Annotated in this window: 21 protein-coding genes and 1 tRNA gene; 7 read left to right on the top strand and 15 right to left on the bottom strand. The window is 32.3% G+C overall.

All coding sequences use genetic code 11. The annotated features are described in order from the left end of the window. The 3 genes from H5T45_04080 to H5T45_04070 are packed head-to-tail and all read left to right on the top strand — an operon-like array spanning position 1 to position 2134. Positions 1–945, top strand: coding sequence for a hypothetical protein (locus H5T45_04080; GenBank protein ID MBC7128893.1), 945 nt, complete (start codon positions 1–3; stop codon positions 943–945). After that, on the top strand, positions 912–1577 hold the full coding sequence (locus H5T45_04075) for an HAD family hydrolase (GenBank protein MBC7128892.1): 666 nt from the start codon (positions 912–914) through the stop codon (positions 1575–1577). The genes H5T45_04080 and H5T45_04075 overlap by 34 nt, the downstream gene beginning before the upstream one ends. A gap of 20 nt (positions 1578–1597) precedes the next feature. Beyond that, entirely contained in the window at positions 1598–2134 is a 537-nt protein-coding gene (locus H5T45_04070; GenBank protein MBC7128891.1) for an HD domain-containing protein, read from the top strand. Here the strand turns inward: H5T45_04070 and H5T45_04065 are convergent. From H5T45_04065 to H5T45_04050, 4 genes are all read right to left on the bottom strand, one after another. Continuing rightward, positions 2129–3382: an adenylosuccinate synthase gene (locus H5T45_04065; GenBank protein MBC7128890.1), complete on the bottom strand. Its 1254-nt coding sequence runs from the start codon at positions 3380–3382 to the stop codon at positions 2129–2131. The two genes, H5T45_04070 and H5T45_04065, sit on opposite strands and share 6 nt — an antisense overlap. Next, positions 3382–4269 carry a hypothetical protein gene (locus H5T45_04060; protein MBC7128889.1) on the bottom strand — a complete coding sequence of 296 codons (888 nt, stop codon included), beginning with the start codon at positions 4267–4269 and terminating at the stop codon, positions 3382–3384. Before H5T45_04060 ends, H5T45_04065 begins: the two co-directional genes overlap by 1 nt. Before the next feature lie 642 nt (positions 4270–4911). Next, a tRNA-Pro gene (locus tag H5T45_04055) sits at positions 4912–4986 on the bottom strand. 30 nt (positions 4987–5016) lie between these two features. Continuing rightward, a complete protein-coding gene (locus tag H5T45_04050; protein MBC7128888.1) occupies positions 5017–6210 on the bottom strand; it encodes a PKD domain-containing protein in 1194 nt (397 codons plus the stop codon). 47 nt (positions 6211–6257) lie between these two features. Between H5T45_04050 and H5T45_04045 the strand changes: the two genes are divergently transcribed. Both H5T45_04045 and H5T45_04040 read left to right on the top strand, forming a co-directional pair. Further along, positions 6258–7475, top strand: a complete 1218-nt coding sequence (locus H5T45_04045; protein ID MBC7128887.1) for a dihydroorotase family protein — start codon at positions 6258–6260, stop codon at positions 7473–7475. Then, complete coding sequence (locus tag H5T45_04040) at positions 7468–7929, top strand: small multi-drug export protein (protein ID MBC7128886.1); 462 nt, start codon at positions 7468–7470, stop codon at positions 7927–7929. The genes H5T45_04045 and H5T45_04040 overlap by 8 nt, the downstream gene beginning before the upstream one ends. On the opposite strand, the gene H5T45_04035 is transcribed toward H5T45_04040, so the two are convergent. The 8 genes from H5T45_04035 to H5T45_04000 form a co-directional block, all read right to left on the bottom strand. Then, complete coding sequence (locus H5T45_04035) at positions 7926–9029, bottom strand: fructose 1,6-bisphosphatase (GenBank protein MBC7128885.1); 1104 nt, start codon at positions 9027–9029, stop codon at positions 7926–7928. The genes H5T45_04040 and H5T45_04035 overlap by 4 nt on opposite strands. Positions 9030–9066: 37 nt before the next feature. After that, positions 9067–10029, bottom strand: a complete 963-nt coding sequence (locus tag H5T45_04030; protein MBC7128884.1) for a phosphoribosylformylglycinamidine cyclo-ligase — start codon at positions 10027–10029, stop codon at positions 9067–9069. Between the two features lie 57 nt (positions 10030–10086). Continuing rightward, the gene (locus tag H5T45_04025; protein MBC7128883.1) at positions 10087–10617 is read right to left on the bottom strand and encodes a hypothetical protein; all 531 of its coding nucleotides are present in this window, start codon (positions 10615–10617) and stop codon (positions 10087–10089) included. 5 nt (positions 10618–10622) lie between these two features. After that, complete coding sequence (locus tag H5T45_04020) at positions 10623–11903, bottom strand: AAA family ATPase (protein MBC7128882.1); 1281 nt, start codon at positions 11901–11903, stop codon at positions 10623–10625. Between the two features lie 85 nt (positions 11904–11988). Beyond that, positions 11989–12645: a hypothetical protein gene (locus tag H5T45_04015; GenBank protein MBC7128881.1), complete on the bottom strand. Its 657-nt coding sequence runs from the start codon at positions 12643–12645 to the stop codon at positions 11989–11991. After that, positions 12646–13422, bottom strand: coding sequence for a DUF4430 domain-containing protein (locus tag H5T45_04010; protein ID MBC7128880.1), 777 nt, complete (start codon positions 13420–13422; stop codon positions 12646–12648). It abuts the gene before it with no gap. Positions 13423–13471: 49 nt separating this feature from the next. After that, positions 13472–14149: a radical SAM protein gene (locus H5T45_04005; protein ID MBC7128879.1), complete on the bottom strand. Its 678-nt coding sequence runs from the start codon at positions 14147–14149 to the stop codon at positions 13472–13474. 92 nt (positions 14150–14241) lie between these two features. Next, positions 14242–14799 (bottom strand): GMP synthase subunit A, encoded by a 558-nt coding sequence (locus tag H5T45_04000; protein ID MBC7128878.1) that lies wholly within the window; start codon positions 14797–14799, stop codon positions 14242–14244. A 67-nt stretch (positions 14800–14866) separates the two neighbouring features. Between H5T45_04000 and rimI the strand changes: the two genes are divergently transcribed. Next, entirely contained in the window at positions 14867–15271 is a 405-nt protein-coding gene (gene rimI / locus H5T45_03995; GenBank protein ID MBC7128877.1) for a ribosomal protein S18-alanine N-acetyltransferase, read from the top strand. On the opposite strand, the gene H5T45_03990 is transcribed toward rimI, so the two are convergent. Beyond that, positions 15255–15566, bottom strand: coding sequence for a nascent polypeptide-associated complex protein (locus H5T45_03990; protein ID MBC7128876.1), 312 nt, complete (start codon positions 15564–15566; stop codon positions 15255–15257). The genes rimI and H5T45_03990 overlap by 17 nt on opposite strands. A gap of 301 nt (positions 15567–15867) precedes the next feature. Here H5T45_03990 and H5T45_03985 point away from each other — a divergent pair, with 301 nt between their 5' ends. After that, complete coding sequence (locus H5T45_03985) at positions 15868–17256, top strand: NAD(P)H-hydrate dehydratase (GenBank protein ID MBC7128875.1); 1389 nt, start codon at positions 15868–15870, stop codon at positions 17254–17256. Here H5T45_03985 and H5T45_03980 read toward each other — a convergent pair. Continuing rightward, positions 17249–18241, bottom strand: coding sequence for a bis-aminopropyl spermidine synthase family protein (locus H5T45_03980; GenBank protein MBC7128874.1), 993 nt, complete (start codon positions 18239–18241; stop codon positions 17249–17251). The genes H5T45_03985 and H5T45_03980 overlap by 8 nt on opposite strands. 1 nt (position 18242) lies before the next feature. Beyond that, positions 18243–18584, bottom strand: coding sequence for an S-adenosylmethionine decarboxylase (locus H5T45_03975; protein MBC7128873.1), 342 nt, complete (start codon positions 18582–18584; stop codon positions 18243–18245). Positions 18585–18943: the final 359 nt, after the last annotated feature.

Genomic DNA, 18943 nt, shown 5'->3' with positions numbered 1-18943 from the left:
ATGTTCTGCGTTGAATGCGGTAAGGAAGGAAAAACATATGATGGCTTATGCCTTGATTGCTATTTGAAAAAAGAATTGATAAAAATACCCGATGAGATAAAAATAACCTTTTGCAGAGGTTGTGATGCATATAAAATAAATGATAAATGGCTTAGAGGAAATTTTGAGGAAGATATTAAGGATTATATAAGAAAGAATATAAAAACAAACATATCTTTTGAAATTGATATGGAAGATAATGTAGTAGCATGCAAGGGTTTTTTTGAGGGTAGAGAAATTTTAAAAGAAAAGGAGATAAAAATAAAAATAAAGGAATCTTTATGCAATCAATGCTCTTTATTCAGGGGAGGATATTATGAGGCAATTTTACAGATAAGAGGTGCTGATGAAGAAGAGGGAAAGATTATAGATGAATTTATCAAAAGTAATGTTGATACAGAAAAATCATTTATATCAAAAAAAGTGAAGGTAAGAGGGGGGATAGATTATTATATAGGAAATAAAAAAGTTGCATCACATATAGCAAAAGAATTAAAGAAAGAATTTGATGCGGAGCACATTTTTTCATCATCTCTTTTTGGATTGAAAAATGGAAGAAAGGTTTATAGAGATACACATCTTATAAGGTTGCCAGGATATAAAAAAAATGATTTTATAAAATTTGAGGGTAACCTATATAGGATAGTATCAATAGGAAAAAAGATAGAAATTGAAGGATTAGGAGGAGAAAGAAAAGCGATACATAAAAATGATATGTATTTTGCAAATAAAGTTGATGTAAATAAGAGGAAAGGATTGTTAATTCATGAGGATGAAAAAGGAATATATGTAATGGATGAAAAAACATATAGGACAATTTTCTTTAATAAACCAAAAAATTGGGAGAAAGGAAAGGAAATAAAAATATTTGAATGGGAAGGAAATTTCTATTTGTTGATAGAATGAAGGTTATATCATTTGATTTAGATGGAACACTTGTATCAACGGATTATGTAGATGCTGTATGGCTGGAAAGAATTCCAGAGATATATGCAAGTAGGTATGGTATATCTTTTGAGGAGGCAAGGGAATATGTGGAAAAGGAATATTTAAAGATTGGACCAGAAGCACTTGAATGGTATGATCTCGACTATTGGATAGAAAAATTTGATTTGAATGCAAAATCGGAAGATATTCTTAAAAGCTGTATAGAAAAGTTATACCTCTACACCGATGCTTCAGAAATTCTTGAAAAATTTAGCAAAAAATATGAATTGATAATACTTTCAAACGCATCTCACAAATTTATAGAGATAGAGACAGATTTTCTTGGAATTAAAAAATATTTTAGAAATATATTTTCGTCAGTTAGCGATTTCAAAAAAACAAAAAAAGATGAAGATGTTTACAAAAAAGTATGTAAAATTATAGGAAAAAATAGTAGTGATGTAGTTCATGTTGGGGATAACTATGAATTTGACTATGTTGTTCCATCAAAAGTTGGTATAAAAGCATTTTATCTTGATAGAAAGGAAAACATGAATGGAGAGAATATAATAAAAAATCTTTTAGAGCTGGAAGAAAAGATAAATTTTTAAAATGTATAATATTAATTTCTATGAACAATGAAGCAATTGATTTTTTTAAAAATATAGGAAATGAAAATTTGAAGAAGCATATGATTGCTGTTTCCGCTATAATGAAAAAATTAGCTAAAAAGTTTAATGAAGATGAAAATGTGTGGGAAATGGTTGGCTTGCTTCATGATATAGATTATGAAATAGCAAATGTTGAAGAGCATGGAAAAATATCAGCAGAAATGCTGAAAGACAAACTCCCATCTTTTGCATTAGATGCCATAAGAGCACATAATGAAAAAACAGGATTTAAACCAATTAGTAGGATTGATTACTCCCTAATTGCCTGCGATGCAATTTCGGGACTAATAGTTTCAACAGCTCTTGTAATGCCAAATAAAAAAATTTCGGAAATAAAAATTGATACTCTCAAAAACAAATTCAAGGATAAATCATTTGCAAGAAAAATTGATAGAGAAAGGATAAAATATTGTGAGAAAATTGGCTTATCTTTGGATGAATTTTTCTCAATATCACTTGAGGCAATGAATGAAATAGCTGAAAAAATAGGGTTATAAAATAATTGTATCTTCTCTATCTTCGCTTGTAGAAATTATTTTTACAGGTATTTCCAGAAAATCGGAAATAAAATCTATATATTTAATTGCATTTTTTGGGAGTTCTTCATATCTTCTTTTACCTCTTGTTATATCCCATCCCTCAAATTCTTCATAAACTGGTTTGCATTTTTCAAGAACTTCTATTGAAGATGGAAATATCTCAATTGTTTTTCCTTCATACTCATAAGCAATACATACCTTAATTTTTTCCAGCCCATCCAAAACATCAAGCTTGGTGAGAGCAATCTCATCAATCCCATTTACCATTGTGGCATATCTTGCAGAAACTAAATCAAGCCATCCGCATCTCCTCCTTCTTCCTGTTGTTGTGCCGTATTCATGCCCCTTTTCCGCCATATGAATTCCTTCTCTGCCAAATTCTTCGGTAGGCATTGGACCCATTCCAACCCTTGTTACATATGCCTTCATAACTCCTGTAATCTTATCTATCTTCTTCGGGCTTATACCTGCCCCAGCACAAACACCTCCAGCAACGGTATTTGAAGAGGTTGTATAGGGATATGTGCCATGGTCTATATCCAGCAAAAATCCCTGGGCTCCTTCAAAAAGAATTTTTTTCTCATCTATTATGCTGTTAAGAAAATAAGATGTGTCATCAACATATTTTTCAAGTTTTTTTCCATAAGATATGTATTCATTAAAAATTTCATTCTCATTCAAATCAATTTTATATGAAGAAAATAATTTTTGTTTTATTAAAAATATTTTTTGCAAAGCCATTTTAAACCTGTTTTCATCTATGAGGTCAATCATTCTTATTCCATATCTTGCAACTTTATCTGAGTAACATGGACCAATTCCTCTCTTGGTTGTTCCTATTTTTTTATCTTTCATAAAATCTTCATGCATTGAATCAAAAATTTTATGATATGGCATTATAACATTTGCTCTATCACTTATCATTAAATCAACTTCTATTTTATTTATTCTTAGAGTTTCTATTTCATCAATTAAAACTTTTGGATCAACAACAACACCATTTGCAATAACCACTTTTTTACCCCTTATGGCGCCCGACGGCATAAGATGAAACTTAAAAGATTTCCCGCCCACAACAACCGTATGCCCTGCGTTACTCCCGCCCTGATAGCGAACAACGCAATCCGCAAATGAGGAAAAATAATCAGTTATTTTTCCCTTGCCCTCATCCCCCCATTGCAAACCAACTATTACTTCTGAAGGCATTATAACCCGATTGATATTTTTCCTTCTTTCTTTAATTTTTCCATGTTTTCTTCGACAAATTTTTCAATCTCATCTTCTCCCATCTGTTTTGCATGAATGTTGAATTCCTCTAACATTTTCATTGCCTTTTCATATCTCTCCTTCCTCTCTTTTCTTATGGCAAGTATTTTATTCCTCATTTCAACAGCTTTTGCATGATATTCATCCGCCTTTTTCTTTAATTCCATATATTCTCTATGTTTTTCATTTGCTTTATTTATCAGTTTGGATATCTCTTCAACAATTTTTAAAAATTTATTGTGCTGCTCTTGACTGCTCTGATAAAATTTCATTACAATTTCATGCTCCTTATCTGCTTCACTAAAAATTTTATTTATTGATTCTTCAAGATTTTCTAAATCCACCTCAACTTTTTGTTGTGTATCCAGCTCATTTTTTAATCTTTCATATTCTCTCTTCTTTTCCTTTATTTCTTTTATTAATTTTTCCTCTTCTTTTGGTGAGAGAGGGACTGTTTCCTGTTGATATTCAAGATTTTTTATCTCCACTCTCAATTCTTCCGCTCTTATAAAAATATTATTGCTCTGATATTTTTTTCTCTGTTCCTTCTTCTTTTTTATCAATTCTTTCGCCTGTTGATTATATTCATCTCTCCTCTTTTTGTGTTCTCTCATCTGTCTCACAAGCTCATCTCTAAGAGCTTTTGTTTTTTCCATTTCCTCCATCAGTTTCTTTTTCTCTTCATTGAGTAAATCTCTTTCATCCTTTAACACCTTTGCTTTTCTGTTAAATTCGTCTCTTTTTTCACATAACTGGCGATATTTTTCCTCAGCTTTTTCAAGTTCCTTCTTAAGTTCTTGCGGAGGGAGAGATGTCAGCTCTTCCATTAGGATAGTAATATCATTCATAATAAAAATTTTTGGATTGTTCTCAAGAGACTTTCAAAAAATTCTCGCCCCCAGATTGTAAATGGCTACAAATGCAGTTAAACATCTTGCTTTGAGGATGTTTGTTAATGCTCATCTATATATGGAGCCCTATCTTAATTAGTGGCTTATTCTTGCAATAAACCAAGAAGCTATTGACAAATCTTATTACATCTATTGCCATGCAACGCCTGTATTTTCTGAATTAGTAAATAATTGGGCAGATTTGTGATATCATCTGCCATGCTTCATTATCCTGCATAGTAAAGAATGATGGCAATCATAATTTCTATCTTTTTCTTTTTCCAGAAAAAAATATTTTTTCTAACTAATTCTATTAGTTTGTATAGCATTTCTTATTTTTCAAATTTTCAAGTTCTTAAAGCGTCATTCTCAGTATTTCGAAATTAAAAATTTTTAGAAAAAGCTCAGGATTAACAATAAATAATTAAGGAAACTAAATAGATTTTAATTCAATTATAATTCATCATACAAAGCGAGGAACTGCTCTCTTTTGCAAGGCATTTGGGGCTAAACATAAGTGCCTTCTTAGAGGAAAGGTTAAAGGAATTAAAAGAAAAAATAGGCGAAGATTGCAACCTATGGGCCCGCCGAGATTTGAACTCGGGTCTATGGCTCCCGAAGCCACAAGGATAAGCCAAGCTACCCCACGGGCCCAATTAAAGAAAATTTTCAAATTTTTAAATTTTAGTAGAGTTTGTTTTCATCTAACAAAGCATTTTCACTCCATGGCTTGAATAAACTGAATATTGTTACTTCTATAGAATCAGATGAATTTAATCCCGCATAATCGTAAGCAGTAATTGTTAAATTTTTGCTTCCAATTGCCCCTCCCCATTTCCATTCATAAGGTTCGCTGCTATCATTGTATTTTTCCTCTCCATCAACATAGAATTTTACATTATTTATGGCTATGTTATCGCTTGCATTTACCTCAACAGTTATTTTTCCAACTATTATTGTTTTTCTAAGCGTCGGCAAAATTTTTCTTCCAAAAACATAAAACTTCTTTTCTTCTGGCGTAATTATGCTTATTGAAGGAGATGTTTTATCTATTTTTATGGTTACATTCTTTATTTCCTCAGTATTTCCCGCAATATCTGTTGAGTAAAATTCCAGAAGATGTATTCCTTCGCTACTTATATTGAAAGTTCCATTATAAACTGTCCAGTTTCCTCCATCAATTCTATAGTATGTTTTGTTTAGCGCACTTGTTGTTTCATTTACAGTAAATGTAACATTTACATCACTTATATACCATTCATTTTCTCCAGATGTTCCATTTAACTCGCAATTTGTTATAGGAGCAGAAGTATCAATTATTATATTGCAAGTATCTGTTGCATATGAACCATTATTATCCGTAACATTTAAAACAACAGTAAAGTTTCCATCACTCGCATATGTATGTGTTACAACTATTCCACTTCCTGTTGTTCCATCTCCAAAATTCCAGTTATATGAAGTAATATTTCCATCTGGGTCGTAGCTTGCAGAAGCATTGAAAGTAGCATTTCTCACATTTAAAATTTGGTCTGGGCCAGCATTAGCAACGGGCGGGCGGTTCTGCACTGTTATTGTTTTTTCTTTTGAAGAACCATAAACCACACCGCTTATATTCCATAAAACGACAAGCTTTACCGTATAATTTCCTGGCTTTTCATATATATGTGTAGGATTTTTTGCTGTTGCTCCATATCCATCGCCAAAATACCATACTCTCTCTATAATCTGTGATTGGTTCTGCGATGTATCGTTGAAATGCACAACTTCTCCAGAGTTGGGGGTTGCTGGATACCATTCAAAATCCACCAGAGGATCAACAGCCATCGCTGGAATGGCCATGATGATGACCAAACCTAACACAATCAATTTTTTCATGGATTTATATGCAGAAATGGTTTTTAAGCATATCGGCTTTAACATTAATGATAGTTTCGGGAAAGATATATAAAAATGGAATAAAAAATGCATGCTTAATTATAGAAGATGGAAAAATAGCTGGAATAAAAAAATATGTAAGGGGAAATAAAATTGATTATGGCAATGCATTAATTTTTCCATCTGGAATTGATATACACGTGCATTTCAGAGAGCCAGGAAAAGAAAATAAGGAAGATTTTTTCACAGGAACAAAAGCGGCGGGCGTTGCGGGCGTTACATGTGTTTTTGATATGCCAAATAATGAGCCAGCCATTTATAACAAAAAGAGTTTTGAGGAAAAAAGGAGGAGAGTTAGCAAGAAGGCATGCGTTGATTTTGCTCTATATGGAGGAATAAAAGGAAAAGTTAATGAAATGGATTGCATTGCATATAAGTTTTTTTTATCTCGTGATAATGAACTTTTTTGCGAGGATATTAAAAAAATACTTCTTGAAGTAAAGAAGAAAAATAAGATTGTTGCAATACATGCTGAAAGTGAGGAATGCATTTCAAGAAAAAAAGCTAGAAATTTGATTGAGCATGAAAAGAATAGAAATTTAGAATGTGAGCTTAATGCAATTAAAAAAATTATTGAATTAAATGAGAAAATAGGAGCAAAAATTCATATATGCCATGTGACATCAAAAAAATCAATTGAAATTATAAAAAGGAGAGCAAGTTTTGGAGTAACCCTGCATCATCTTCTATTTTCATATGAGAATAAATTTAAAAAAGAGGCATTTGGAAAAGTAAATCCTCCTCTAAGGAGCGAGATTGAGAGAAAGGAACTTTTCAACGAATTTAAAAAAGGCGAGATTAAAATTTTTGAATCAGATCATGCTCCTCACCTGATTGAGGAAAAGGAAAATTTTGAAGATGCTCCATCTGGAATGCCTGGAGTAGATGCTTTTATGCCCATCCTGCTTTATTTTGCAAAAAAAGGAGTAATTAGCTTTAAAATAATAGAAAAATCATTTTGCAAGAATCCAGCAAAACTATTTGGAATAAGAAAGGGAGAAATTAAAGTAGGAAATGACGCTGATTTTTTAGTTATAGATTTAAAGAAAGTTAAGAAGATTAAACCGCTATCAAAATGTGGATGGAGTGCTTATGAAGGAATGAAATGCATTTATCCAATGCATGTTTATTTAAGAGGGGAAAAGATAGTTGATGATTTTGAATTTGTTGGAGAAAAAGGAATGGGGAGGGCGATAAATGGATGAAATAATTAAATGGATTATAGTCGCTGCTTTAGCTCTTTCTCCTTTTTCTGAGCTGAGAGGAGCAATACCTTTTGCTTTCTACTATAACCTTAATTTATTTTTTGCAATTCCATTAATATTATTTGCAAACTTTATTCCCTCGCCCATTATAATAAAATTTCTTTTTCCAGTTGAAAAATGGCTTAGGAAATGGAATTTATGGAATAAATTTTTTGATAAAATATACAGTTATACAAGAAAAAAAACCGAAAAAAGCATTGAAAAATGGGAAACGCTGGCGCTGATAATATTTGTGGCAATTCCACTGCCATTTACTGGAGCATGGACTGGAAGCTTGGCAGCTTATCTATTTGGGTTAGATTTTAAAAAATCCTTAGCATGCATATTTATCGGCATATGCATAGCATGCTTTATCGTAACATTACTCACATTCGCTGGAATAAAGCTTGGCTAAATTTCCTCAAATCTATCCTTCAGTTTTTCCATAACTTTTGGAAAAGTTGTGTATTCCATTTCTTCCAGCGGGAGGCGGTGCGGCTCAAAGGGGCCATGCCTGCGCATATATTCTGCTATTTCCATTGCTTTCTGGCGGGTGTAATCAAATGCTGGGTCATCAAACAAATCTTCATAGCCAGTTATTTCGCTGTTTTTAATCTGGAAGCCGATTGCAACAACTCTTGGGGGTCCATCAAAGCGAGTGCATTTTGCATATTTAATTGGAACAGGCATTATTGGACCATTATGGCTGCCTCGCATCCATCCAGAGACGAGATGAGGAAATGAAAATGGCTCAAGAACCTCGCCAACAGCTGGTAAGCCAGATTGAGCTCTTACAGCAGCAACAGGGTCATCCTTTCCAACATATTCACCCGCTATCTGATACAATTTTTCTGTTGATACGACTGCAACTGGCTCATCTTTTGGCAATTTTTCTCTTGGAAAAACCCTCTTTATAACAAATCTTGATTTTACTCCAATAAGGGCAAGCAAATCATACATTTCCTCTGGCAAATTCATAAAAACTCTTTTATGCTCCTTTATGTCCCATATTTCAAATGTAAATCCAGAATGAAGATTTGGGTCAATGATTAAGCCCGCTGTATTAAAAGGATCAGCAAAAATTCTAAATATTGGCAAATTGAATGCTCCTGGCTCTGTTTTATCCATCAGAAAAGCAATAATTGGCTCTGATTTTCTTTCAGTAAATTCCATTTCTGCAATTCCTGGTCCAAGTCCTTTTATATTTCCAGAAAATGCGTCTTTAAGCAAATCCTGCCCCGCTCCATAAAAACCAAGTTTTTTAGCTATCTCACTTGCTGATTTAAAAACATTCCACGCAAGCCCATGAATTTCTTCATTATCCTCACCCTTATCATGTGTCATTATTAGCTCAAGGTCATCGCCACAATTAGTAACAAAAAAATCTTTTATTATTCCACTTTCCTTTGCATCTTTAAGCATTTCTTCAGCTTTTTTTATTAATCTATAATCAACCTTTGCATGCCCAGGCGAGCCGCCGACATCTGCCTTTATTATACTAAATGTTGTTTTCATAAGAGTGTAAAGCGTGATGTGTTAAAATTTTTTGCTATTAATACCTCAACCCAAGTTTTGGAACTTCTACACCTGCGCCTTTTTTTACTCTTCCAACAATTTTTGCTTCTTCATACTTATTTAAAAAATCAACTACATCATCAGCAATTTCTTTTTCAACTATTATTGCCATTCCCATCCCCATATTGAATGTCTGATACATCTCCTTATCGCTTATTTTCCCAAGCTTTTGTATTATCCTGAATATTGGCTGTGGAGCTAGTGGCTCCTCGATGCTGAAAAGAACATTCTTACAAATTCTCTTTATTTTCCTCAGCCCGCCGCCAGTTATGTGAGCAATTCCCTTTACTTCAAAATTTTTCCAGAGAGCAAGAATTTGTTTAACATAAATTTTTGTTGGCTCAAGCAATGCATGGCCAATTATTCCTATTTCATCAATTTCATCATTAAATGAGTAGCCATTCTCCTTAAAAACTTTTCTTGCAAGAGTATAACCATTTGAATGAATTCCACTGCTTCTTATTCCTATTATTAGATCCCCTTCCTTTATATCCTTTGGTATTTCTTTTTCAACAACTCCAAGACATGTTCCAGCTAAATCAAATCCTCTTATTATATCTCCCAAGCTTGCGGTTTCCCCTCCTATTATTGGCACACCCGCTTCATCTGCTCCTTTCTTTAGCCCTTTTGCAATTTCTCTTGCTTTTTCAATGCTCAACTTTTCAAATGCTATATAATCGACAAATGCAACTGGCTTGGCTCCCATTACAAGAGCATCATTCACATTCATTGCAATGCAATCTATGCCAACCGTATCCCATTTTTTCATTTCATCTGCAACAATCAACTTGCTTCCAACTCCATCTGTGCATAAAACAAGTTTAATTCCATTTACTTCAACCCTGTCTTTTTCAAATCCTATTCCTTTTAAAATTTCATCAACAATTTTCTCTTCAGCATCTATATCGACACCCGCCCCTGCATAGGTAAATTCATCCATGCTGAAATAAAGCAATCAATAATTAATCTTTCTGTAAAAATATATCTTCAGATCATCTTATAAGTTGGATAATTTTTTAAAAAAGTAACTGAAGGATGTATTATTATTTTTTGCCGCAGAGATAGAAAAACTATTCAAAATTTCTATCATGAAATTTATTCTGGAATCGGCAAATTTTCTTGGAATTAAATTATTAAATTGTTCTTTTGAAATGCTATCTGTAGAGCTAGAACATTTAATCTTTAATCTTTTTCTTCCATCTTTATCTAATCCAGCAATATACCAACTTTCTATCTCCCTTCTAACCACAATTATTCTTTTTTCATCGATATTTTTTAATTTACATTTTATTTTACTTTTCTTCCCTCTTATACAGGGTGAATCGTTGAGATCCACCATATACACATACTTTGCACCCGTTCCTTTTATACTCTTAAGTAAGTTATCAATATTTTTTTCCTTAGTTTGAGCATATTTCACTATCTTTATCTCACTATATTTTTCCCTAAGCAGTGGTATTAATCGCTCAAAGAATCGCTCATCATCCGGTCCCTCTACAAGTATGTATAGTTTGTTACCGTCAGTAATTATCCTCACCCCAGCAAATTTTGCACATAAAGTTCTTCTAACCCTATCTCATTTTTTAAAAATTTTTTTACTTCATCTTTATCAGCTGGTCTAGAGATTGTAGAAAAACCTTCCTTATCACGGGAAACAAGTAATATATTTTCTAAACCTGCGTATTTTACTATTTGAGGATTATGAGTTGTAACGATGATTTGTTTATTTCCTGAGGCATCTTTCATCATATCTATTATTTTGGCGAGAAGAGAAGGATGGATGTTTCGCTCGGGTTCCTCAATAATAGCCAAGGGTTTCTTCTCAAAATATAGAGCAAGAATTAAAGCAGTTATATTTATTGTTCCGTCAGAAATTAGATAAGCTGGCAAATAATCTTCTGTAAAATACGTCTCTTGTAATTTAAAGAGTAAAGACTTGCCTGCAAACCTCTCAACATCTAGATCACTTATAAATGGAAGAATATCTTTTACCAGATTAATGATCTTTTTCCTCTTTATTTTTTCCTCCAGTATATTTTTAAGAATAAGTGACAAATTTCTGCCATTTTCTTCTAAATCATTTTTTCCAGTAATTGGAATGGCCTCTTTAGATAATTTTGGATCAAAATCGTATATAAAGTTCTTTTTAAAAAGATTTGAAAATCCCGGCGAACGAGATAAAGAGAGATTTGAAAAAAGATCCAGAAGCGGAGACTGAAGAAGAAGAGACTTGGGTGGTAACCCTCTTTTTTCTATAAAAAAGTCAAAAATTTGTAGTAGTGGTATATCGTCTTCTTTTATATGAATTTCCTCTGGTTTATCTAAAGAGATGTTTATTTTTCCATCAACACAAGAAATAATAACTTCTCCTTCTCCTATTTCCTCCTTTTCTATTCTTCCCTTTTTTTCTTCAAAAAACTTGAATTTGTGGTGTAACTCATCTTTGACGATTTCAAATCCATATCCCTTTTTTTTAAATCCCAATGCAAATTCGTAAATTATCTCATAGGATTTTATCCGTTTCCCTCTTGTTTCTATTGAGCCGCCCTCATTTTTATCATACCCATAAACACATTTTATCGAAAGATTCTTGCTATTGCGCAATTTAAGATTTCTTAGATATTTTATTCCTCCTTGGAGCGATATTGCATCATCTAATCCCCAGTTTTCTATGTCTTTCAGAAATTTGAAAATCTGAATAAAGTTGGATTTTCCAGAAGCGTTAGCACCAATCAACACATTGAATTTACCAAGTTTTACCTCCAAATCGTTGAAACTTTTAAAATTTGTTACTTTTATTTTTTTTATAAACATACTTTTGTTAAATTAATCCTGCTTTTTAAATATTTTCTTTTGATTTTTGCTTTTATTATCTATCATTCTCTTTCGATTAATTTTTCTACAGCAAAGAAAATAAACTTATGAATATAAGGGATGCAATTGGAATTGCTGAATATTTTGAAATCCTTGCATCTTCTCTAAGTTCAATTCTTTCAAAAGCAATAATGAATAAAGGAAGAACTATGGAAGTTGAAATTATATGCCATATCATGAAGGGTATTGCAAGTGTATAGCATAGCGCTAAATATTGCATCTTGCCCCCATAATATCCAAGCCACCAGCCGAAATTTGTCCATAAATCGTATAGAATTATTGAAGGAATGCTTAAAGAGAAAAAGGCAATAGATGATTTTTTCCTTAGTAAATAGCCAATACCGCCCATAATTGCAAAACCCGACCAAGTAAAGAGAAATATAAAATTATTTCCTATGAAAACATCTGTTATAAGCATTATCATGAATGGAACTAAGAAAGTGAAATAATCCCGGAGATACCTTCCAGAAATAAGAGAAATTGAGGCAACTATAAAGAATACATCTCCCGCTATAAAAATTGGCTGCTTTATTCCAAAAAAGTTAATATAAAAATTTGGCGAAGGCGGAAGAAATTTTCCAAAAAATATTCTTGATATTACTCCAACTGAAACAAGTATGCTTGCTATTGTTATTTTCTTCATGCTTCCATATATTATTTTCCCATTTAAATTTTTAACCATTTATACCACCTTAAATAAAACTATTTCATCACTTCCTTCATTGCCCGCCATGTCATATGCAATTGCCTTTAGATTAAATTTTCCCTTTCCCCCATCAAAAAGCCATTCATAGGGCTCTTCTTCATCTTTATGAATTAAGTTATTATTTAAATAAAATTCAACTTTTTCAATCTCGCATTGCAAATCATTTGCATTTGCTTCGACATTTATTTCCCCAAGAACAACAGAAAATCCAGGAAAGGAAATTACTTGCCTACCAAAAATATATAAGCCACCTTTTGGCTTTATTATTTCAACATTTGGTGGCAACTCATCCATTTCTAAATGAACATGTATTCTTATTAATAATTCGCAATCGCTTGGGTTACTTGAAAAATCTCCATAAAACCAATCAACAGTATCATTTTCCTTAACTTCATATTTATCTGCTCCAATCCATGGCAATGGCTCATCTGGATAATTTACCCAGTATTGCCATCCTTTCATTCCTTCATTTTTAATTCCCCATATTGAATCAACAAGCAATGAGCCATATTGATTATACCAGCTGTCATCAACTGTGTAGCTAAATTCAGCAATCTTAGATGCTTCATTTAATGCTCCCAATGCAGTTGTATGAGTTATTTTATATTCTCTTCCGCTTTTTGCATATACTCTGAATTTTGCATTTTTTATAAGTGCAACATCTCCTTCCCATCCATCTGTTTCGGATAAGCAAGCTGTTATAGGTGTTATTATCATTGCCATTACAAACACTACAAATATTTTTTTCCCCATTTTTTCACCTGTAAACTTTTTTTTACAATTGTAAAATAAATTTTACTATTTAAATTTTTTGCAAACCGCAACAAAAATTTCTTATTTCTACTTTCTTAGCCGTTTCCATCGCTTTTTTTGATGGAACCGCAATTTCTTTTACTCCATGTTTTACTAAATCAACATCAAACTTTCTAGGACGCATGCATCCAATTGAAAAATTAAAATTTTTTGAATAATCTATGAAATTCAAAACATCATCTTTTTTAACTTTTACATTTTCGAAAGGAGTTTTAGGAGTTGGCATTATGATGTTAATAACAACTTTCCTGATTTTATAATTTTTTAAATCATCAATTATTTTCCATTCCTCAACTTTTCCATAGTTTAATCCTATTGTTATATGGGGAGTTACTTCTATTCCTGCATCAATAAGGCGAGCCATATTCATGAAATAATCAGTCGAGCTTTTTTCCATATTTAAAACATTTTTTATTGCGTTATCAGATGGTAAATCAACAAATGCAATATCACATGCTTCATATAGCTCATTAGCCATTTTTTCATCAACAAATCCTGGATGAATTGCAATGAAGAATTTTTCTCTCAATTTTTTAATTACTTCTATCATTTTATCTAAATTTATAAGCCCTCCTTCTCTGTCAAAACCACCACTTATGAGCATGCCATATCCTTTAAATTTTTCTCCAAATTTTAAAAGCTCCTGTCCATTTTTTATTTTTATCATCCCATCCAAATATTTCCCCATGCAATGTTTGCAATTAAGCTTGCAATTAGAGATTGCAATTGGATGAAAATTTGGTTTAGGGAAATATGATATCATATCAATTCAATAAAATTTTTGAAAATTTCTCTTCCATACTGGGTATGCTCTACTTCAGGATGAAATTGTAACCCAAAAAATGGTTTTTCGTTATGCATCATTGCCTGAACCTTGCAATATTTTGATGATGCAAGAAGAGAGAAATTTTCTGGCATTTTAACAACCTCATCATTGTGATTTTCCCATCCAAAAAATTTATCTGGTAGTCCTTTAAAAATAGCATCCTTCTCTATTATCTCGATTTCCACTTTCCCATATTCTGGCGTGATTGCTTCACTGCACTCTCCTCCAAAAAATCTAGCCATATATTGATGCCCCGCACATATCCCCAATACAGGAAATTTAGCCCTTTTCAGATATTCATCGCAATTCCCAAGTTTTTCCCGCAAGCCGACGCGTGGTGCCCCCCCTGAAAGCACTATTGCATCCGCGTCCTCTATTTTTTCAAAGGGGGTTGTGTTTGGAATTATCTCCGCTTTCACCCCTATATCTCTTAAAGCTCTCCATTCCAAATGTGTCCATTGCCCGCCATTGTCAATAACATATACTTTCATGAGATGTAAAAATTTTTTGTATAATATTTTTTGCGAAAATTTGAAAATGTAGAAATGTTTAGCGAATGTGATAAGAAAATGCACTGAAGAAGATTTGGGAGATGTATGGGAAATAGAAAATTTATCATTTGAGTATCCCTACCCTCCTTACTTTTTTTATGAATACATCAACAAACTTTTTTTTGTTGTGGAGGAAAATGGAAAAGTTGTTGGATATATTATAGGTGATGAGGAAAAAGGAATGATAATATCAATTGCTGTCCATCCAGAATATAGAGGGAAGGGCTACGGTAAAAAAATGATGGAACATATTTTTAAATTTATGAAAGGGGAAATTTCTCTTCAAGTAAGGAAGAGCAATAAGGGAGCAATAAAATTCTATGAAAAAATGGGTTTTAAAAAGAAAGGGGAAATAAAGAAATATTATTTTGATGGAGAAGATGCATATATAATGGTTAGGAAGATAAATTGATTATTGCCTGAGCGATATCTCCTTTTGTCTCTTCGAGCGCTTTTCTTGCTTCCTCCTTGCTTTTTCCAGTTTTTTCTGCGACCATCTCAACATCTTCCTCCCTTATCTTCATTCTTATTTTTGGCTCACCGCTAATCTGATATATTTTTTTCCCCTTCATATCTATTATTCCAACAGTTGTTTTTTCAAAAATATAATCTTTATCTTTTGTCTCAATGATTATTTTTTCCGCATCAAATTCTTTAAAATCTATTCCCATTCTTTTCATTGCAAGACGGATTTGTTTCTCATCCATAAATAAAAAGTTTTTCCATTATTTTAGTTTTTTCATAAAAATGGGCATGTAGGAAAATCTCGTGAAATTATTTAATATTTTTATTCAATCAAAAGCAGAGAAAAGACCATTTGCAATAAATCCTTTTGAATATTTAGCTATATTAATCATTTCCATATTTGGAAGAACATTTTAAAAAATTACTTATCATTGGAAATAAAGCTTCCTGTATTAATATCTGATTTAAAAGGTGTAAAAAATTTTTATTCGTTCGCTATAAGAAAAAATCACATAATTTTTAAATCAAATTTTACTTATTAACATGGAAACAAAAATTCTTGATAAAAATGCCGAATTTTTTGGTGTGTCCGCTGAGCAATTGATGGAAAATGCTGGGAAAGCAGTTGCAAATGAAGCAAAAAAATTGCCATTTAAAAGATGGCTGGTTTTATGTGGTCCAGGAAACAATGGAGGGGATGGATATGTGGCATGTTGCCATATAAAGAATTGCAAAGTAATTGCTGTTGAAAGACCAAGAACAAATCTTGCAATTAAAAATTTCAGGAAAGCAAAAACAAAATGCAAAATCTATAATTACAATAAGGAAAATTTTATTAATCTCCTTGAAAAGAGCGATGCAATAATAGATGCAATGCTTGGAGTGGGAATAAAAGGAAAGCTGGGTGAGCCATATCGTGAGATAGTTAAAATTCTGAATAAATCTGGAAAATTTATTTTATCTGTTGATGTTCCAACTGGTTTTGGTAGTGATTTAATGCTCAATTCAAACCTTACTGTAACATTCCATTTTATAAAAGAAAACATGAGTAAAAAATGCGGAAAAATAGTTGTTGCAGATATAAACATACCTAAAGAAGCTGAAAAATATGTTGGACCTGGTGAGCTAATTTTATATCCTAGGAGAAGAAAAGAGAGCCATAAGGGAGAAAATGGCATTGTCGCAATTATTGGCGGTGGGGCTTATACTGGCGCCCCGTATCTGGCGGGGATGGCAGCGCTCAGAGCGGGATGTGACCTTGTTTATGTTTGCTGTCCTTCATCTGTTTGGAGCGTGGTTGCATCTTTCTCTCCTGATCTTATTGTAAGAAAAATTAGTGGAGAATTTTTGACAGTTGAAGGGTTAAAGGAAGTGGAAGATATTATAGAAAAAGCGGATGCAATTGTTGTTGGGCCGGGACTGGGAAAAAGGAAGGAAGTTTTGGAAGCATGCAAATTTATTTTTGAAAATTATGATAAGAAATTTGTTTATGATGCAGATGCAATAGAAGTTTTGAAAGGGAAGAAATGCAATCAAAAAGTTATAATAACACCTCATTCTGGAGAATTTAAAAGATTAACAGGCATTGATCTGCCAGATGATATTGAAGAACGGTCAAGAATAGTAAAAAAGGAGGCAAAAAAATTGGAGGCAACAATTCTTGCTAAAGGAGCAATTGATATAATAAGCGATGGAAAAAGATTAAAGATGAATAAAATACACAATGAGGGAATGACTGTTGGCGGCACAGGGGACACGCTCGCCGGCATTTGTGCCGCGATGCTTGCAAAAAAAATTGCACCGTTTTATTCCGCATGTATTTCAGCATTCATAAATGGAATGGCAGGAAATATGGCTTATGAGGAAAAGGGAAATATTGTTGCGACTGATATGATAGAAAAAATTCCTCTTGTAATAAAAAAATTTACCTAGGAGTAGCCCAGCTTTCATCATCTATGTATAGCTCTTTTCCAAGATTAACATCTCCTTTTATCAATGGCTTTATATTTTTAACTGCCTCTATTCTATAAAGGGAAGATTTATACCAGTTGCAGTCCATCCTTAATTTTAATTTTTTGAAGATAGGAAGCTTATTCTGATAAGATGAAAAATTTTTTTTCTCAGCTGGATATGTATTGAATTTTCTTCTTATATCTGTTATTACGAAGCCCATTTCATGAAGCATTTTTTGTATTTCATACCATTTTTTCATGGATGCTTCAAGTGTTGTAAGCCCAAAATAGCCAGCTCCATTTCTTTTCAATGAATAAGCTCCTCTAGAAAGAAATAGTTTTATGCCAGGAAGGGTTTCTACAGGGTCAGTAACGAATACATCGAATTTTTTAAAAAATTCAATGTTTTCTTTCCTTATATCCTGAATAAATGCTTCCACTGACAAACTATATTCATTTGCTATTCTGTTTATGAATTCAACAATTCTTTCATCTATGTCAATTGCAACAACTTTTTTTGGAATAAAAGTTAGCCCACATGCTATACTTAAAAAATCATCATCTCCAATAACAAATATTTTTCCTTTTAAATCCCCTCTTTCATATATAAAAGATATCCTCCTTAAAACATCTCCAACACCCATATATCCCTGATCATATTTTTCAAAAGCGGGAGGGCGTTCTTTCATTATTTTTTTATATTCTTTCTCTATTCCACAAAAAAATTTATATCCAGTACCATCACATGCATTACATTTCAAATCAATCCATTTTTCTGCAAATTTTTTTCCTTTTTGAGTAAGTTTTAATTTGCCATCATTAATTTCTATTATATCCTCTCCCTTTAATTTATTCAATTTTTTATAAAATTCAGGCAGAGAAGCATCAATATTAGCGATTATTTCCCATGGCGAAGCAGTGCCTTTGCTCAAAAAAGAGATTATCTGATATTCTATCCTATCCATTTCATCCCCTATCCAAAATATAATGTCTGAAATGTTTTGGTTTCAGATATTTGATGAATAATTCAAAAGCTATTTCACTTTTTCCCTTATCACCACAAGTAAATATATCAAGATTGACCAAGCCATATTCTGGCCAAGTATGAATTGAAATATGCGATTCTGCAATCAATACAACACATGTAACTCCGTGAGGGTTGAATTGCTTTGTTAAAATCCCTATTTTCTCTATTTTTGCTTCCTCAATAATCTTTTCAACTATCCCCCTGATTACACTTTCTTCCGATATCAGTTTCTTATCCACGCCATAGAATTCCGCTATTATGTGTTTCCCTAATATCCTCATTTCTTTCACCTCTTCTCAAATCAATAGAATTTAATTATTTTTAAAGGTAATCATAAATTATTTCTTAAATTTTTCCACACATTAAAAATTTTTATAATTTATTTGCTTTTCAATTAACTTTTCTGCCATGTAAAGAAGAGCATTTAACTAATAATTTCTGATACCATATGTCGACACTGTCAACTTAAGAAAAATATAAAGTGAAAATGGTTTGAGGAAAAGATTGGAAAATAGAGGCACTGACTATTCTTCTATATTTTGCTGGACTATCCTACAGAAAAACCAGCAAAATTCTGAGAGATTTTGAAATATTTTCATATGAAGCAGTAAGAAAATGGTATCACAAATGCAAGGATTTT

Source organism: Thermoplasmatales archaeon, from assembly GCA_014361245.1.
GTDB lineage: Archaea > Thermoplasmatota > E2 > UBA202 > JdFR-43 > JACIWB01.
This window is presented reverse-complemented; position numbering and strand designations above follow the sequence as displayed.

What these genes read in the sequence shown, in the direction of transcription:
- H5T45_04080 (MBC7128893.1), top strand. Translation starts at nt 1, where the DNA reads ATGTTCTGCGTTGAATGCGGTAAGGAAGGAAAAACATATGATGGCTTA.
- H5T45_04075 (MBC7128892.1), top strand. Translation starts at nt 912, where the DNA reads ATGGGAAGGAAATTTCTATTTGTTGATAGAATGAAGGTTATATCATTT.
- H5T45_04070 (MBC7128891.1), top strand. Translation starts at nt 1,598, where the DNA reads ATGAACAATGAAGCAATTGATTTTTTTAAAAATATAGGAAATGAAAAT.
- H5T45_04065 (MBC7128890.1), bottom strand. Translation starts at nt 3,382, where the DNA reads ATGCCTTCAGAAGTAATAGTTGGTTTGCAATGGGGGGATGAGGGCAAG.
- H5T45_04060 (MBC7128889.1), bottom strand. Translation starts at nt 4,269, where the DNA reads ATGGAAGAGCTGACATCTCTCCCTCCGCAAGAACTTAAGAAGGAACTT.
- H5T45_04050 (MBC7128888.1), bottom strand. Translation starts at nt 6,210, where the DNA reads ATGAAAAAATTGATTGTGTTAGGTTTGGTCATCATCATGGCCATTCCA.
- H5T45_04045 (MBC7128887.1), top strand. Translation starts at nt 6,258, where the DNA reads ATGATAGTTTCGGGAAAGATATATAAAAATGGAATAAAAAATGCATGC.
- H5T45_04040 (MBC7128886.1), top strand. Translation starts at nt 7,468, where the DNA reads ATGGATGAAATAATTAAATGGATTATAGTCGCTGCTTTAGCTCTTTCT.
- H5T45_04035 (MBC7128885.1), bottom strand. Translation starts at nt 9,029, where the DNA reads ATGAAAACAACATTTAGTATAATAAAGGCAGATGTCGGCGGCTCGCCT.
- H5T45_04030 (MBC7128884.1), bottom strand. Translation starts at nt 10,029, where the DNA reads ATGGATGAATTTACCTATGCAGGGGCGGGTGTCGATATAGATGCTGAA.
- H5T45_04020 (MBC7128882.1), bottom strand. Translation starts at nt 11,903, where the DNA reads ATGTTTATAAAAAAAATAAAAGTAACAAATTTTAAAAGTTTCAACGAT.
- H5T45_04015 (MBC7128881.1), bottom strand. Translation starts at nt 12,645, where the DNA reads ATGGTTAAAAATTTAAATGGGAAAATAATATATGGAAGCATGAAGAAA.
- H5T45_04010 (MBC7128880.1), bottom strand. Translation starts at nt 13,422, where the DNA reads ATGGGGAAAAAAATATTTGTAGTGTTTGTAATGGCAATGATAATAACA.
- H5T45_04005 (MBC7128879.1), bottom strand. Translation starts at nt 14,149, where the DNA reads ATGATAAAAATAAAAAATGGACAGGAGCTTTTAAAATTTGGAGAAAAA.
- H5T45_04000 (MBC7128878.1), bottom strand. Translation starts at nt 14,799, where the DNA reads ATGAAAGTATATGTTATTGACAATGGCGGGCAATGGACACATTTGGAA.
- H5T45_03990 (MBC7128876.1), bottom strand. Translation starts at nt 15,566, where the DNA reads ATGGATGAGAAACAAATCCGTCTTGCAATGAAAAGAATGGGAATAGAT.
- H5T45_03985 (MBC7128875.1), top strand. Translation starts at nt 15,868, where the DNA reads ATGGAAACAAAAATTCTTGATAAAAATGCCGAATTTTTTGGTGTGTCC.
- H5T45_03980 (MBC7128874.1), bottom strand. Translation starts at nt 18,241, where the DNA reads ATGGATAGGATAGAATATCAGATAATCTCTTTTTTGAGCAAAGGCACT.
- H5T45_03975 (MBC7128873.1), bottom strand. Translation starts at nt 18,584, where the DNA reads ATGAGGATATTAGGGAAACACATAATAGCGGAATTCTATGGCGTGGAT.